The sequence below is a fragment of the Niabella hirudinis genome (assembly GCF_051201075.1).
GTDB lineage: Bacteria > Bacteroidota > Bacteroidia > Chitinophagales > Chitinophagaceae > Niabella > Niabella hirudinis.
In genome coordinates this window covers 403,335-419,242 of record NZ_JBPEHJ010000001.1, presented here as the reverse complement: position 1 = coordinate 419,242, position 15,908 = coordinate 403,335, and the positions used below count along the sequence as shown (strand labels likewise).

General features: G+C 49.1%; 12 protein-coding genes. 6 read left to right on the top strand and 6 right to left on the bottom strand.

Annotated elements, in window-relative coordinates; genetic code table 11:
- Positions 1-67 precede the first annotated feature (67 nt).
- The 6 genes from GGU45_RS01475 (at position 68) to GGU45_RS01450 (ending at position 7,710) form a co-directional block, all read left to right on the top strand.
- Positions 68-1,738, top strand: a complete 1,671-nt coding sequence (locus GGU45_RS01475) for a ribulokinase (RefSeq protein WP_435221369.1) — start codon at positions 68-70, stop codon at positions 1,736-1,738.
- A 2-nt stretch (positions 1,739-1,740) separates the two neighbouring features.
- On the top strand, positions 1,741-2,436 hold the full coding sequence (gene araD, locus GGU45_RS01470; protein ID WP_435221367.1) for an L-ribulose-5-phosphate 4-epimerase AraD: 696 nt from the start codon (positions 1,741-1,743) through the stop codon (positions 2,434-2,436).
- A 24-nt stretch (positions 2,437-2,460) separates the two neighbouring features.
- On the top strand, positions 2,461-3,963 hold the full coding sequence (gene araA, locus GGU45_RS01465) for an L-arabinose isomerase (RefSeq protein ID WP_435221366.1): 1,503 nt from the start codon (positions 2,461-2,463) through the stop codon (positions 3,961-3,963).
- A 72-nt stretch (positions 3,964-4,035) separates the two neighbouring features.
- Entirely contained in the window at positions 4,036-5,727 is a 1,692-nt protein-coding gene (locus tag GGU45_RS01460; protein WP_435221364.1) for a sodium/sugar symporter, read from the top strand.
- Between the two features lie 91 nt (positions 5,728-5,818).
- Complete coding sequence (locus tag GGU45_RS01455; protein ID WP_435221363.1) at positions 5,819-6,568, top strand: EcsC family protein; 750 nt, start codon at positions 5,819-5,821, stop codon at positions 6,566-6,568.
- A 95-nt stretch (positions 6,569-6,663) separates the two neighbouring features.
- Positions 6,664-7,710: a hypothetical protein gene (locus GGU45_RS01450; protein WP_435221361.1), complete on the top strand. Its 1,047-nt coding sequence runs from the start codon at positions 6,664-6,666 to the stop codon at positions 7,708-7,710.
- Between the two features lie 4 nt (positions 7,711-7,714).
- Here the strand turns inward: GGU45_RS01450 and GGU45_RS01445 are convergent, their stop codons facing one another.
- From GGU45_RS01445 to GGU45_RS01420, 6 genes are all read right to left on the bottom strand, one after another.
- Positions 7,715-8,542 (bottom strand): ATP-binding protein, encoded by an 828-nt coding sequence (locus tag GGU45_RS01445; protein ID WP_435221360.1) that lies wholly within the window; start codon positions 8,540-8,542, stop codon positions 7,715-7,717.
- A 38-nt stretch (positions 8,543-8,580) separates the two neighbouring features.
- Positions 8,581-10,728: a cation:proton antiporter domain-containing protein gene (locus GGU45_RS01440; RefSeq protein WP_435221358.1), complete on the bottom strand. Its 2,148-nt coding sequence runs from the start codon at positions 10,726-10,728 to the stop codon at positions 8,581-8,583.
- A 25-nt stretch (positions 10,729-10,753) separates the two neighbouring features.
- Positions 10,754-11,341: a hypothetical protein gene (locus GGU45_RS01435; protein WP_435221356.1), complete on the bottom strand. Its 588-nt coding sequence runs from the start codon at positions 11,339-11,341 to the stop codon at positions 10,754-10,756.
- Positions 11,342-11,646: 305 nt separating this feature from the next.
- Positions 11,647-12,408 carry an SDR family NAD(P)-dependent oxidoreductase gene (locus tag GGU45_RS01430; protein ID WP_435221354.1) on the bottom strand — a complete coding sequence of 254 codons (762 nt, stop codon included), beginning with the start codon at positions 12,406-12,408 and terminating at the stop codon, positions 11,647-11,649.
- A 16-nt stretch (positions 12,409-12,424) separates the two neighbouring features.
- Positions 12,425-14,137: an IlvD/Edd family dehydratase gene (locus tag GGU45_RS01425; RefSeq protein ID WP_435221352.1), complete on the bottom strand. Its 1,713-nt coding sequence runs from the start codon at positions 14,135-14,137 to the stop codon at positions 12,425-12,427.
- Between the two features lie 131 nt (positions 14,138-14,268).
- Positions 14,269-15,720 carry an NADP-dependent isocitrate dehydrogenase gene (locus GGU45_RS01420; RefSeq protein WP_435221351.1) on the bottom strand — a complete coding sequence of 484 codons (1,452 nt, stop codon included), beginning with the start codon at positions 15,718-15,720 and terminating at the stop codon, positions 14,269-14,271.
- Positions 15,721-15,908: the final 188 nt, after the last annotated feature.

Below are 15,908 nucleotides of genomic sequence, written 5' to 3'. Positions count from 1 at the left end.
AAATAATTGTAATTTTTACAATTATTCTAAATAAATTGTATTTTTATCCTTTAAACGATCTTAGTCAATGAAAGAAGCATACGTGATCGGGGTGGATTTTGGTACGGATTCTGTTCGTTCCGTTATTGTAAATGCGCACAATGGAGCCGAAGTGGCCGCCTCTGTATTTCAATACCCCCGGTGGAAACAGGGCCTGTATTGTGTGCCTTCAAAAAACCAGTTCCGGCAACATCCTTTGGACTATATAGAGGGGTTGGAAGCTACCATTAAAGATTGTATACAAAAAGCGGGAACCGCTGTTGCTGCGCAGGTTCGGGGCATCTCCATTGATACCACGGGGTCTACACCGGTAGCCGTTGACCGACAGGGCCGGCCGCTGGCGCTGTCTGCCGCATTTGCAGACAATCCCAATGCCATGTTTGTTTTATGGAAGGACCATACGGCAACAGCCGAAGCAGCGGCCATCAATAAACATGCGGCACAGTTTGAAACCAATTACCTCCGCTACGTAGGCGGCATTTATTCCAGTGAATGGTACTGGGCAAAATTGCTGCACATTTTCAGAACAGATACGGCTGTTCGGGAGCATGCAGCAAGCTGGGTCGAACACGCGGACTGGCTGCCATTTTTGCTTACTGGCGGCACCGATGTGCAGCAGCTAAAGCGAGGGGTTTGTACCGCAGGGCATAAAGCCTTGTGGTCCGAAGCCTTTGGAGGGTTTCCGCCCAATACCTTTTTTGCTACGCTGGATCCGCTGCTGGATGGCTTTGTGAAGCATTTGCCTTCCAAAACCTATGCGGCGGATGAAGCCGCCGGAACACTTTGCGCAGCATGGGCCGAAAAGCTGGGATTAACAACCGGAGTAGTGGTGGGCATTGGCGCTATGGATGCGCATATGGGCGCTGTGGGTGGACAAATAGAACCCTATCATCTCAGCAAGGTAATGGGCACCTCTACCTGTGATATGCTGGTGGTGCCACAGGAAGACCTGGACGGCGACAAAACCGTTAAAGGTATCTGCGGCCAGGTTACCGGTTCTGTGATCCCAGGTATGACCGGACTTGAAGCGGGGCAAAGTGCTTTTGGCGATGTATATGCCTGGTTTAAGCAGGTATTGTGCTGGCCGCTGCAACTGGTTAAAGCATCCGGCGTATTAACCGCGGCGCAGGCAAAAGCGCTGGTTGATGAAACTGCCGCACAGGTTATCCCCGAACTGGCAAAAGCGGCGGCAGCGCTGCCCCTGGAGGAAAACGATATCCATGCCATCGACTGGCTCAATGGCCGCAGAACGCCGGATGCCAGCCAGCTGCTGCATGGAGCACTGACGGGTTTGAACCTGGGCAGCGATGCCCCCCGCATTTTTAAAGCGCTGGTAGAAGCCACCTGCTTTGGAGCCAAAGCCATCGTAGACCGCTTTGAAGAGGAAGGCGTTCCTATTAAAGGGCTGATTGGCGTAGGAGGCGTGGCCCGGAAATCGGCCTATATCATGCAGGTGATGGCCGATGTAATGAATATGCCGATCCGCATCCACCGCTCGGAGCAGACCTGTGCTATAGGAGCGGCCATGTTTGCCGCAACTGCCGCGGGCATCTATCCAAAAGTAGAAGATGCCATGGCTGCAATGGGACAGGGGTTTGATGAGGAATATTTTCCTGACCCGGAAAGACATGCGTACTATAAAAAACGGATGGAGCAATACAAAAAGATTGGTGCTTTTTTAGAACATAACAACCTGTAACAATGAGATACGAAGCGATTCGCCAGAAAGCGTATGCCGCAAATATGCAGCTTCCCGGGCTGGGGCTGGTGCTCTTTACTTTTGGCAATGCCAGTGAAGCCGACCGGAAGGAAGGCGTCTTCGCCATTAAACCCAGCGGGGTGGCTTACGCCGATCTTTCGCCGGAGAAAATGGTGATCGTTGATTTTGATGGCAAAACAGTGGACGGGTTGCTGAACCCCAGTTCAGATACGCAAACACATGCCGTATTGTACAAGCACTGGGAGGGGATCGGAGGCATTGTACATACCCATTCTACCTATGCTACCGCCTGGGCGCAATCGCTGCGGGACATTCCCATTTATGGTACCACCCATGCCGATTACAATATTGTAAATATACCCTGTGCGCAGCCCATGGACGATGCAATGATACAGGGCGATTATGAAATACAAACGGGTCACCAGGTATTGGATCATTTTAAAGTTCATGGCCTCGATTACAAAGAAGTAGAAATGATCCTGCTGGGTAACCATGCACCCTTTACCTGGGGAAAGGATGCTGCCAAAGCCGTGCACAACAGCGCTGTACTGGAGCAGGTGGCAAAGATGGCCTACCTCACTGAGCAGATCAACCCGCAGGCGCCCAAGCTCAAAAAGGCCCTCATGGATAAGCATTTCCAGCGCAAGCACGGGCCCAACAGTTATTACGGACAATAATCAATGATATCGAAAATATAAAATATGATCAATCTGGAGCAATTAGAATTGTGGTTTGTTACCGGCAGCCAGCATCTTTACGGCGCTGATACGTTAAGGGAGGTGGCCGAACATTCCCGGGAAATCGTAGGCCATATAAATGCCACATCAAAAGTACCGGTGAAGCTGGTGTGGAGAGATACCGTGAAAACGCCGGAGGAGATCCGCCAGGTTTTTGCGGAAGCCAATTACAGCGCTTCCTGTATCGGCGTCATCGCCTGGATGCATACTTTTTCTCCCGCAAAAATGTGGATCAATGGGCTAAAGATCTTTCACAAGCCCTTACTGCAGTTTCACACCCAGTTTAACCGGGATATTCCATGGGATACAATCGACATGGATTTTATGAACACCAACCAGTCGGCGCATGGCGACCGGGAATTTGGCTTTATGCTGAGCCGGATGAACAAGCACCGCAAAGTAGTGGTGGGGCATTGGAAGGATGACCAGGTGCTGGGTCGTATCGCAAGCTGGAGCCGCGCCGCCATCGGGTGGCACGACTGGCAGGGCGCGCGGTTTGTGCGGTTTGGTGATAATATGCGTTACGTGGCAGTAACCGATGGTGATAAAGTGGAAGCAGAATTAAAGTTCGGGTATAGCGTAAATACACATGGCATCGGGGATCTTGTGGCGGTCATTAGCCAGGTGAGTGAAAAAGAAACTGAAGCGTTGGCGCACGAATATATGGACAGCTACCAGGTTGCCGCTTCATTAAAGAAAGACGGCGCCCAATACCAGTCGCTGCTGGATGCAGCACGGATTGAACTGGGATTAAAACAGTTTCTGGAGCATGGCCATTTTAAAGGATTTTCCGATACGTTTGAAGACCTGCACGGAATGATCCAGTTGCCCGGCATTGCGGTGCAGCGCCTGATGGCGCAGGGCTACGGGTTTGCAGGCGAGGGCGACTGGAAAACGGCGGCCCTGGTAAGGGCAATGAAAGCAATGGCCCAGGGGCTTCCCGGGGGTAATTCCTTTATGGAAGATTATACCTATCATTTTGATGCTGATGAGCCTCTGGTATTAGGCTCTCATATGCTGGAGATCTGCCCCAGTATAGCAAAAGGAAAACCTTCCTGTGAGATCCATCCGCTGGGGATCGGGAGCAAGGCCGACCCCGTACGCCTGGTATTTAATGTAAAGGGCGGCCCCGCCCTCAATGCTTCAATGATGGATATGGGCAACCGGTTCCGGCTGCTGGTAAACGAGGTGGAAGCGGTTGCACCATTGCACGATCTGCCCAAACTGCCGGTGGCCCGGGTGCTTTGGAAACCTTATCCGGATATGAACACCGGCTGCGCCGCCTGGATCCTTGCGGGGGGGGCGCATCATACCTGCTATTCGCAAAATCTTACGGCCGAGCACCTGGAAGACTTTGCCGGTATGGCAGGCATTGAGTTTGTTTTAATCAATAAAGACACCAGCCTCTATCATTTTAAAAATGAGTTGCGCTGGAGCGATGTTTATTACCAGCTCAATAAAAATTAATTTAATCGGTGAAGAAACGAGTTAATTAATTACTTTAGCAGACATTAAAAAACATATTAACATTGCACGCGTATGAATAATGAGTTAAGGTTATCAGACTACATCGTTTTTTTGGTGTATTTCATTATTGTAGCCTCTTATGGCTATTGGGTATACCGGAAAAAGAAACAGGCCTCGGTTTCTGCATCGCACGACTATTTCCTGGCCGAAGGCTCCCTTACCTGGTGGGCGATCGGAGCCTCGCTGATCGCATCCAATATTTCTGCCGAGCAGTTTATTGGCATGAGTGGAAGCGGCTTTAAGATCGGGCTGGCCATTTCTACTTATGAATGGATGGCCGCGGCCACACTGATCATTGTTGCGGTGTTTTTCATGCCCGTGTACCTGAAAAATAAAATATACACGATGCCGCAGTTTCTGAACCAGCGGTATAACGGAACTGTGGCCATGATTATGGCGGTTTTCTGGCTGTTACTTTACGTAGTGGTAAACCTCACTTCCATTTTATTCCTGGGCGCCCTTGCGGTAAGCACCATCTCCGGTATCAACTTTTGGGTCTGCATGTCGATGCTGGCATTGTTTGCGCTGATCATTGCGCTGGGTGGTATGAAGGTAATCGGGTATACCGATGTGATCCAGGTGTTCTTCCTGATCCTGGGCGGCCTGGCCACTACCTACCTGGCGTTGTCGCTGGTTGCCGATCATTTTAAACTGGATGGGGTGATGAGCGCCCTGGGAACATTAAAGACAAAAGCGGATGATCACTTTCACATGATCCTCAAAAAAGACAATCCCAATTACCTCGACCTTCCGGGTCTAACGGTTCTTTTGGGCGGTATGTGGATCGTGAACCTCAATTATTGGGGTTGCAACCAGTATATTACCCAGCGGGCGCTTGGAGCCGATTTAAAAACCGCGCGCTCGGGCTTATTATTTGCAGGGTTTTTAAAATTATTAATGCCGATTATAGTAGTGATTCCCGGTATTGCAGCTTATATCCTGCATAAGGAAGGCGTTGTGGGGGGGGTAGATTTCCAGGCGCAGATGATTGAGCATGGCGAAATAAACCCGGACAGGGCCTACCCGGTATTGCTGAACCTCCTGCCGGCTGGTTTAAAAGGATTGGCTTTTGCCGCGCTTACCGCGGCCATTGTGGCTTCCCTGGCCGGTAAGATCAATAGTATCTCTACCATTTTTACACTGGATATTTATAAAAAACGGCTGAATGTAAATGCTTCTGAAACCCAGCAGGTAAATGTGGGCCGCATCACCATTGTAGTGGCTATGATTCTGGCAATTATCATTTCTCCGTTTCTTGGCATTGATAAAAAGGGGGGATTCCAGTTTATACAGGAATACACCGGCTTTGTGTCTCCGGGCATCTTCGCTATGTTCCTGTTAGGCTTCTTCTGGAAGAAAACAACTTCTTCTGCGGCATTGTTCGCTACCATTGGCGGGTTTATTTTTTCGGTAGGACTCAAATTTTTGCCCGGTGTTATGGATCTGCAATTCCTGTCGCCCCTTGGCCTTTCGGTTCCCAATTCTGCCGGCATTTACGAAATACCTTTTCTTGACAGGATGGGGATTGTATTCGTTTTATGTATTGTAGGAATGTTTATCATATCGAAGATCGATATTGCAAAAGGAGTGCAGCCCAATGGCTTGGAGGTCGATACCAAAATGTTTAAGGTAAACTCCGGTTTTCTTGTTGGAGCATTGATCATTTGCGGTATTTTAACGGCATTATATACCTTGTTTTATTAAAGTATAACAGGTAACTGATCCGCGTAAAACCGGTTTCGGCAGTATCCGGAACCGGTTTTTGTTTATTGAAAATTTCCGGCAACTTTGGATTATGAATCATTATAATCATTATGAAAAAATCGCTTTTTCGGAAATGCAACGCTGGCAGTTTAATATGCAGCGTTCCCCGGGTATACTGAACCGGCTTTCAAAAAAAACGCAGGATAAAATCAATGCCCTGATTCCCGAAAAGGTTCATAAAGGAATTACGGCCGTGATCAAACAAATGATACATGCTGTTCTGTTCGGAGCTAAATACACTACTGCAAAACCTTTAGAGAATGCAGCGTTGATATTGCGGGAGCAGATGGTGAAGGAAAAAATAAAATTCTACAGGAGCGCGGCTGCGGTAGAGGGAGGGGTAACCGGTGCGGGCGGTTTTTTGATGGGACTGGCCGATTTTCCATTATTGCTGGCGCTGAAACTGAAACTGCTGTACGAGATTGCTTCTGTTTATGGCTATAGCCTTGATGATTACCGGGAACGTGTATACCTGCTGCATATTTTTGAACTGGCGTTTTCAAGTGCCGGCCACCGGAATACGGTATATAAAAAAATGGAACACTGGGATCTGAAAATGGAAGCCATGCCCGCCGATGTGGCCGCGTTTGACTGGCGCCGTTTTCAACAGGAATACCGGGATTATATCGACCTGGCAAAAATGGCACAGCTCTTGCCGGTAATAGGCGCCCCGGTTGGGTTTATTGCCAACTACAGCCTGGTAAAAAAGCTGGGCATTACGGCGATGAACGCGTACCGGATGCGGATCCTGTCTGCCGGAATTGGCGAAGCAGGGCTTTGACTATTTATTAAGATATGTTTGTGATATTTTAACAGAAGGGATTCCGGCCACTGCCGTTTTTGAAGCCTATCTTTATCATTCTAAGTGAGTGTACTATGACAAAACGTTTACAGGCGGTTCACGTATTGCTGATCTGTTTTTCTTTAATGGCATGCACGGCCTCCGATTCGCAGGAAAAACCGGCTGCTCCCGGTCCCGTTGCCGTTCAGGCGGTGAAGCCCGATACGGCCGACACCCATAGCGGACCTTCCGCAAGAGCTGTTCTTGATACTGCAGCGTATGACCGGCGGATGAAGCTGATCGCAAACCGGGATTCCTCCGGCCGGTGGCCGGTAAAAGCTCCGTACCCCTTGCCGGGAGCCATTTTTCCGTTTAACCGGGTGATTGCATACTATGGTAACCTTTTTTCAAAGGGCATGGGGATACTCGGCGAATTGCCTAAGAAAGAAATGTTCCGGAAATTAAAGGGAGAGGTAGCCAAATGGGAAAAGGCAGACCCAGCTACTCCGGTAATGCCGGCATTGCACTATATTGCCGTTACCGCACAGGGCGCACCCGGCAGGGATGGTAAATATCGCCTGCGTATGCCATTTCACCAGATCGACACCATCCTGAAATGGTCGAAGGAAATTGGCGCATTAACCTTTATTGATGTGCAGGTGGGGCAAAGTACCCTGCAGGAAGAGCTGCCGCGTTTTGAAAAATATTTTAAACTGCCGGATTTTCACCTGGGGATCGACCCGGAATTTTCGATGAAGGGCGGTGATGCACCGGGCAGCAAGATCGGTACTTTTGATGCAGCAGATATTAACTATGCCATCGATTATCTTGCAGGAATCGTGCGGAAAAATGAACTGCCGCCCAAGATACTGGTGGTGCATCGGTTTACCAATGATATGGTAACGGGGTATAAGAAGATCAAAAAAGTTCCGGAAGTACAGGTGGTGATTGATATGGACGGCTGGGGCAGCAAATCACTGAAAACGGTTACGTATAACGCATTTGCTTACCGGCAGCCCGTACAGTTTACCGGCTTTAAACTGTTTTATAAAAACGATCTGAAACGGGGCAGCACAGGGCTGTTTGAGCCAAAGGAACTGCTGCGGTTTACCCCCAAACCGGTGTATATACAATACCAGTAACGGGCTATTTTAATTCAAAAGCAACAACGCTGCAGCTATTGAATGTGGGCACATACAGCGTTTTTGTAGCTGCATCATATCCCAGGTCGGCCGTATTCATCTGCCCCTGTACATCCATCATTTTGTGAAAACTACCGTTGGCTGCAACATAGTATATGATCCCCGGCCAGCAGGTAACAAGGAAGTCGCCGTTGCCTACCGGTTCTAACCCATCGCCGCCTTGCTCAAAGCCCGATGCAATGATGGTTTTCTTTTTGCGGGCGTCCAGCTTCCATAATTCTTTTCCTGCAAGTACGTAAAGATCGGTGCCAATTGCCTTAAGACCATTGGCACTGTTAACGCCCTCCATAAATACTTCGGGCTTGTCGTTGGTTAGCTTATAGATTTTATTCTGGCGGGTGTCGGACACATAAACCGTTCCTTTACGATCAACGGTGATATCATTCAGAAAAACGGCGCCGGGAATGGGTATTGTTTTGATGACCTTTGCTGTTTTTATATCGATCACCACTACATCGGTAAGGTCTGCAACGTATAAGTTCTTTTTATATAACCCTAACCCCTTTGGAGCATTTAGCCCTGTAACCCAGCTGAGGTTTTTAACGGTTCCGTCTTTGTTCAGGATGCCAACGCCTCCCTTGCCATCTTTTTCATTTCCCTTGCCATCAATAAGAGAAACATACAGTTCATTTTCGCGGTGAACCGGCAAAACGGATTCGGGAACGGGGATGGAATCACGGGTCTTCCATAGCTGAACAATCGTATGCTGGCTATAACCGGTTATAGAACTGCCGGTAACCAGCAGGGATAAAAAGAAGTAGATCGATTTCATAACTGATATTGTTGGGTGAAGATAGGCAAAAAGCCGTTTTACCCATTTTTATCGCGGTTGAATATGCGCCCGATGTCTTTTCCCAGACTTTCCAGGTCTACAGTGGGGTTCAGAAAATGCTGGTCGCTGCTATAAAAATCATCCGTTTCCGCGGGCTTCACTTGTATCGGGTAAATCAGGAGAAAATTGCTGGACCGGAAATACCGGTCAAGGTAAGTAAATACCCTGTCCATGTGCTGGTTATAGGAGGGGTATTGGGGGCGGCTCAGCACAAAGATGATCAGGTCGTTTTTATCGGCCTCCCGCGAGAGGATCAGGATATCCTCCCAGTTGGTAAACTCGGTAAAACGGTATTGGATGGGGTTTTTTTCATTCAGGCTGTTTAGCAGCGGTTCGATATTTTTTGCTGCAAAGAACTTTACCCCGCCGCCGCAATGTTTTGCCAGCGTCCATAAATTTGACAGCCAGTAAAAGAAGCCGGTTTCGCGTTCCGCATTTTGGGGAATTACAATAATGTTGTTCCGGATGGTAGATAAAGGCTGTACGGGGTTGTAAACATAGGTGGTGATTTTATCATTTTCAAGAATGCCGTTGATCAGTGCGAAGCTCTTTACAGAATTGTAGGGTTTGGTGCTGTAGCCAAGGATCAGGTCGGTGATCTTATTGGCCTTTACCTCGCCTGTGATACCGTTAATAATATTGTCGTCAAAACGGATGATGTCTTGCACCTTTACATCGGCAGCGGCGCCGGTTTGTACTGCAAGTTCCAGTATTTTTTTCCCCGCCCGGTCCGATTCATCGGGTGCATCATGTTTATTGATGATATTTAGGGCATAAACCGGGCTGGTGCTGCCGGACGTTTTTATGGAGAGCGCCAGTTGTACAAGGTGTTCTGTTTTTTCAATAGCATTGGTGGCGATCAGTATTTTTTCACCCTCATCCCTGCCATCGGCCGACCCGGTTCCTATTTCTTCGGCCAGTGCCTGTCCTCCTTTTTGCGCGGTAAACGAAGCGATGGTACAGGTAATAAGGATTACCAGGATGGAGCCATTTAGCACGGCCTCATTCAGTAAGCGGATAGGTTCGCCCTCTGGTGTTTCGGATATAATAATGTTATAGCCTACCATTACGGCTGCAAGGGTTGCGGCAGCCTGGGCCAGGCTCAGGCCAAAGATGACCCGCAGCTGGTGTTTATTCATCCGGAAGGTTTTGGTAGTAGCCCAGGCCGCCAGGTATTTGGCGGCAATTACGCCAATGGTAAGCATGGCCGCAACTTTGATGGTTTCGGCGTCTTTTACAAATGCTTTGAAATCGATAAGCATACCCACGCTGATCAGGAAGAAAGGGATAAACAGGGCATTGCCTACAAATTCTACACGATTCATCAACGGCGAGGTGGTGGGAATGAGCCGGTTGAGTGCCAGTCCTGCAAGAAACGCTCCTATAATGCCTTCCACACCGGCGAGTTCGGCCAGCACGGCGCCCAGGTAAACCATTACCAGCACGAAAATGAATTGTGAAATCCGGTCCGTAACTTTTTTAAAAAACCACCTGCCAATAACCGGGAAGAGCAGCAAAACAATCAGCCCGAAGGCGAGTATCGAAAGCGTTAGCCGCAGCCAGAAAGCAGCATCTACCTTGCCTTTGGTCATTCCAACAATTACCGCCAGTACCAGCAGGGCCAGTGTATCGGTGATCATGGTACCGCCTACAGCAATGTTAACGGATTTGTCTTTTGCAATGCCAAGTTTGCTTACAATCGGGTAGGCCAGGAGGGTATGTGAGGAAATAAGGCTGCCCAGCAGGATGGAGGTCATCCAGTTGAAGTGCAGCAGGTAGTAGCTGCCCAGTGTGCCAATGATCATTGGAATGCAGAATGTATACATCCCAAAGGTGATGCTCTTCCATTTGTTTTTTTTGAATTCGATAAGGTCAATTTCCAACCCGGCCAGGAACATGATATACAACAGCCCCGTAGTGCCGGATACCACGATACTGCTGTCCCGGTCAAGTATGCCAAACCCGTTAGGCCCCGTGAGTGCGCCGGCGATAATGAGTCCGATGAGATGCGGTATCTTCAGCTTGTTGAGCAGGATGGGGGCCAGCAGCACTATAATGATAACAATCAGGTACTTTAGAATGGGATCTGTAACGGGGAGTGTTGCTTCTGCAATATTTAACAGCATATCGGTAATGAATTAAGGTTGGCGATTATTGAGTTTTCATCCGGTCCATATCTATTTTAAAAATGGTTTCGCAACCATCGGATAAAACGATCCTGCGCTGCCCGCTCCATTTGTTGATATTATCTGTTTTCAAAATCACCTGCATGGTTGCTGAAGGGGAAACGCTTTCTGTTTCCGGCGTGGAAAGATTTAATCCGGTGCCCGTGAAACTGCCGGTATAAACGCGGATCAGCTTATTGCCCTGGAGGGCGCGTACCGTAACGGTGGCGCCGTTTCCCATGACCTGCCAGTTTTCTTTGCGGATATCTCCCACGGCAAAGCCGGTACAGCTGGTTTGTGTGCAAATCATGGTTACATTCCAGCTCCCGGCGAGGGAATCGGGCAGTGGAATGCGGGGCTCGTCCGGTACCCGGCTGGCCGAATCCATTTTTGCGGCATAGCGTTTCAGGCTGTCTTCCATCAGTACGATTTTCTTTTCTTTCAACATAACCGCCTGTTCGCGGGCATTCAGCGCCTGCTCTCTGCTGTCCAGCTGTTTTCGCCGCTCCTCAAAGCCACATCCATTAAAGCTCAGCCCCAACAAAATAATACCGATGATCAAAAATTGTTTCATAATTAGAAATTTGGTGCAGTCTTGCTAAGATATAAAAAAACGCCGAAGGCTAAAGGCTTAGCGCCTGTTTCAGGGATTCGTTTAAAGTTTCAGGTTTAAGGTTCCAGGTTAGATCTTGTGCGTTCCATGCCTGATGCTGAAAGTTGTTTAATGTTTTCCCGGGAATCGGTACAATGTTCCAGGTTGGATCCGTTTGAAAAGTGAACGGGAGCAGCAGGTGTTTGTCAATCGAAAAATCTTCTTCTGCTAAAAAAGCGGTATATCATTTTGTGCGGTATCAATCAGCAGTTGTTTTTGTTACCCTCTTATTCCGGCTGAATGCCTACACTGGTCCAGCCTCCGTCTATTACCAGGCGCTGGCCATTGATGTGCCGCGATTGTTCGTGTACCAGGAACAGCGCGGCATGGGCAATGTCGGATACAGTGGCGGGCCGGCCACCGGGTGTGATTTTTTTCCAGGTTTCCTCATAGCTTTTGTCGGTGGTGGTACGTTCCGTAAGTGTGGCACCGGGTGCAATGGAGTTGATGTTGATATTATATTCCGATAGTTCGATAACCAGGTTGCGGGCCAGCATTTCCAGTGCAGCCTTGCTCATGCCGTAAGCTACCAATCCCTTATGGGCCAGGTGTCCGGTAACGGACGACATAAATAAAATGGAACCACCACTGCTTTGCTGCCGCATCAGGCGGGCGGCTGCCTGTGCCAAAAAGAAAGAGCCGCCCAGGTTCACCTGCATCACTTTATAAAAGTCTTCGGGAGGATAGTTTAAAAATGCGCCAAATAAGGTGATACCTGCGTTGGCGATGACGATATCCAGTTGCCCGGTGGTCTGAACGGCCGCTTGTACCATCTGATCAATTACTGTCATTTCACTGCAATCACCAGGCAGGGGATCGGTGCTGCCGGGATATTGCCGGTTGATGGTTTCCGTTGCCTTCATGGCCTGTGCTTCGTCAATATCGTTTAAAATTACGCGGGCCCCGCCTGCAGCCAGTTGCCGGCATATTTCAAACCCAATGCCCTGGCCGGCCCCGGTTACAATGGCTGTTCTATTGGTAAAATTCATTACTTGCTTTTAGGTGTTAATGCGAATCTTTTGTAACATGAGGGCCGCTGCCGCCTCTTAAAAAATCAAGATCAGCTCCAAGGCTGGCCTGCTGCACATGGGTGGTATACAGGTGCACATAACCCCGGGTGCTATGGGCGGGGATCGGCTGCCACAGCTCTTTGCGTGCGGCCAGTTCAGTATCGCCCAGGTGTACGTAAAGGCTGCGGTTGTGTACGTCCAGTGTTATGATATCGCCGGTTTTTAATACGCTGAAATTGCCGCCGGTGGCTGCTTCGGGCGCTACATGCAGGACAACGGTGCCAAAGCCCGTTCCACTCATACGTCCGTCTGAAATGCGTACCATATCCGTGATCCCCTTTTTGAGCAGTTTTTTGGGTAAGGTCATATTGCCAACCTCCGGCATGCCGGGATACCCTTTGGGGCCTACGTTTTTCAGAACGAGGATGCTGTTTTCATCTACCTCCAGGTCGTCGTCATGAATGCGCTGCTTATAATCATCGATCGATTCAAAAACAACAGCGGCGCCTGTATGCTGCATCAGGTGCGGGGTTGCGGCCGATGGTTTGATTACGGCTCCCTGTTCGCAAATATTGCCGGTTAAAACGGCCAGCCCCGTGCCCGCGTTAAATGGTTGGCCGGTATTGGTGATGATGGATGCGTTGTAGCATTGGGCATGCTGGTAATTTTGGCTGATGGTTTTGCCATTAGCTGTAAGGGCCTCCCTATGCAGATGGGCATCCAGTTCTTTAAGGACAGCGGGTAACCCGCCGGCATCATAGAGGTCTTCCATGAAGAATTGCCCCGAAGGCTGCAGGTTTACGATTAATGGAATATTTTTTGACAGGGTATCAAAATCGCTGAGCTGCAGAGGTACCCCTATACGCCCGGCAATGGCCAGCAGGTGAAGGATGAAGTTGGTGGAGCCACCGATTGCGGCATTGGTGATGATGGCATTTTCAAAAGCCGCACGGGTAAGAATATCAGATGGTTTGAGATCTTCCCGTACCATTTCCACGATCCGGCTTCCGGACTGCTGGGCCAGCACTTTACGGCGGGCGTCTACGGCAGGGATGGCTGCATTGCCGGGCAGGGTAAGCCCCAGCGACTCTGCCATGCAGGCCATGGTAGATGCGGTGCCCATTACCGCACAGTGCCCCTGGCTGTGGCAGAGCGCTGCTTCCATTTCGTGCAGCTGCTCTTCATTTACGGTGCCTTCTTCCAGCCCGGCAGCAAGTCGCCATACGTCACTGGTGCCAATGCTGGCCCCTTTATACCTGCCCGTTAACATGGGCCCTCCGGATACTACAATGGCCGGCAGGTTTACGCTGCAGGCCCCCATCACGAGGGAGGGCGTGGTCTTATCGCAGCCGCAGAGCAGTACCACCCCGTCCAGGGGGTTCCCGCGAATGCTTTCCTCCACATCCATACTGGCCAGGTTGCGGAACAGCATGGTGGTCGGCTTCATTAATGTTTCGCCCAGCGACATCACCGGGAACTCAACAGGGAAGCCTCCCGCCTCGCGGATTCCCCGCTTTACATATTCTGCCAGGTCTCTGAAATGTACATTGCAAGGGGTTAGTTCGCTCCAGGTATTGCAGATACCGATTACCGGTTTGCGAAATTCATGATCCGGAATACCATTGTTCTTCATCCAGGCGCGGTAGATAAAACCATCCTTCCCGGTACGGCCAAACCAGTTGCGGCTTCTGAGGTTTTCTTTTTCCATATGAAAAGACTGCGTTATGCTGCAAGCTACTATTTTATCATTGAAATGCTGCTCTAAGGTACGGTATAAAAAAAATCCGGCTGCATCCTGATTCAGGTGCAGCCGGGGCTTTTATTTTTTAAAACGATTTTTTACTGGCCCTGCGCCTGGCTGTATGCTTTTTTGCCCTCCCACTCATTAAGCAGTTCGAGCGAACAGATTTTAAAATCGCCGCTCAGGCTTACATATAGCCCGATTACATCCTGCTGTGTAAGCGGATGATTGTCGATGCTTTCAAAACGCACATTGTATTGGTTTACCAGGTCGGTGTAAACGGAGCCCGTTGGCCATACCTGTGTACCGCGGTTGCTTACATTTACGATATTGAATTTTACCCCCGCATGCCGCTGGCATTTTTTTGCGATTACTTCGGGCAGTTCAGAGCTTTCTATAAACAGATCCACACCAACGATCTTCTCCTCGCTGCTTTCTTTTGATTCGAGCATCACGTTTTTATCAAGATGCATTACGGTACAGGTGCTGGCTATATCCGCCAGTTCGGGTTTTGCATTGAGCTCGGGTTTCTTACCAAGATTGGCAATAATGGCATCGGCAAAACCTGTGGTATTTACTGCCGGGATGGCTTTGTTTCCGAAATCGCCGGTATGCACGCCCCGTTCCAGGGTATACAGCAGCGCGTTTTCGATCTGTGCTGCTTTTTCCAGCAGCCCAAGGTGCCGCAGCATGGCAATACCGCTCAGCAGCAGTGCTGTGGGATTGGCAATGTTTTTGCCGGCAATATCCGGCGCTGTTCCATGTACCGCCTCAAAGATGCAGATATGATCGCCAATATTTGCAGACGGAGCAAAGCCCAGTCCGCCCACCAGCCCGGCACAAAGATCAGATACAATATCGCCTTGCAGGTTGGTAAGCACCACTACATCAAAGTTATTGGGCTGCACTACCAGCTTCATGCAAAGATCATCTACGATTACGTCATCGGCCTTCAGTTCCGGGTATTCTTTTGCCACTTCATAAAAGCATTCGAGGAAGAGCCCATCGGTGAGCTTCATGATATTGGCCTTGTGACCACAAGTAATCCTGCGGGCGTTTTTTTGCCGGGCCATTTCAAATGCGTAACGGATTACCTGCATGCTGCCCGGGCGGGTGATAAAACGGCGGCTCAATGCTACATCATGTGTAAGCATGTGTTCAATGCCGCCATAAGTATCTTCTATATTTTCGCGCACGATCGTAATATCAATGGGAATTCCGGCTTTGCTGAAGACCGTATCCACACCATGCAATGTCTGGAACACCCGTTTGTTGGCATAGGTGTTCCAGGTTTTGCGGGCGGTAACATTAATGCTTTTAACGCCTTTTCCTTTTGGCGTTTCCATGGGGCCTTTAAACAGGATGCCAAGCGTTTCAATGGTTTTTTTCGCTTCATCGGTCATGCCGTTGTTAAAGCCTTTGTCGAACACCCATTTGCCCATTTCCACGTAATCATATTCGAGGGGTAGGTCCGCGGCTTTAAAAATTTTGATCACGGCGTCCATAATTTCAGGACCGATCCCATCACCTTTTGCTACTGCAATTTTCATGAAAAGATTTGATTTACTTTTTAGTGTTTGTTATTATGATATTAAGCGTGTTGTTAAATAGCGCTGGATTTCAAGTCGTAATAATTTATTATCTAAAAAAATTAAACAGGTTGCTCCATTTAACAAACTCAATAGCGCTGCAAAGTTAGGAGAATCTGGCTCCATAATAAATGGGAAGACCGTTAAAA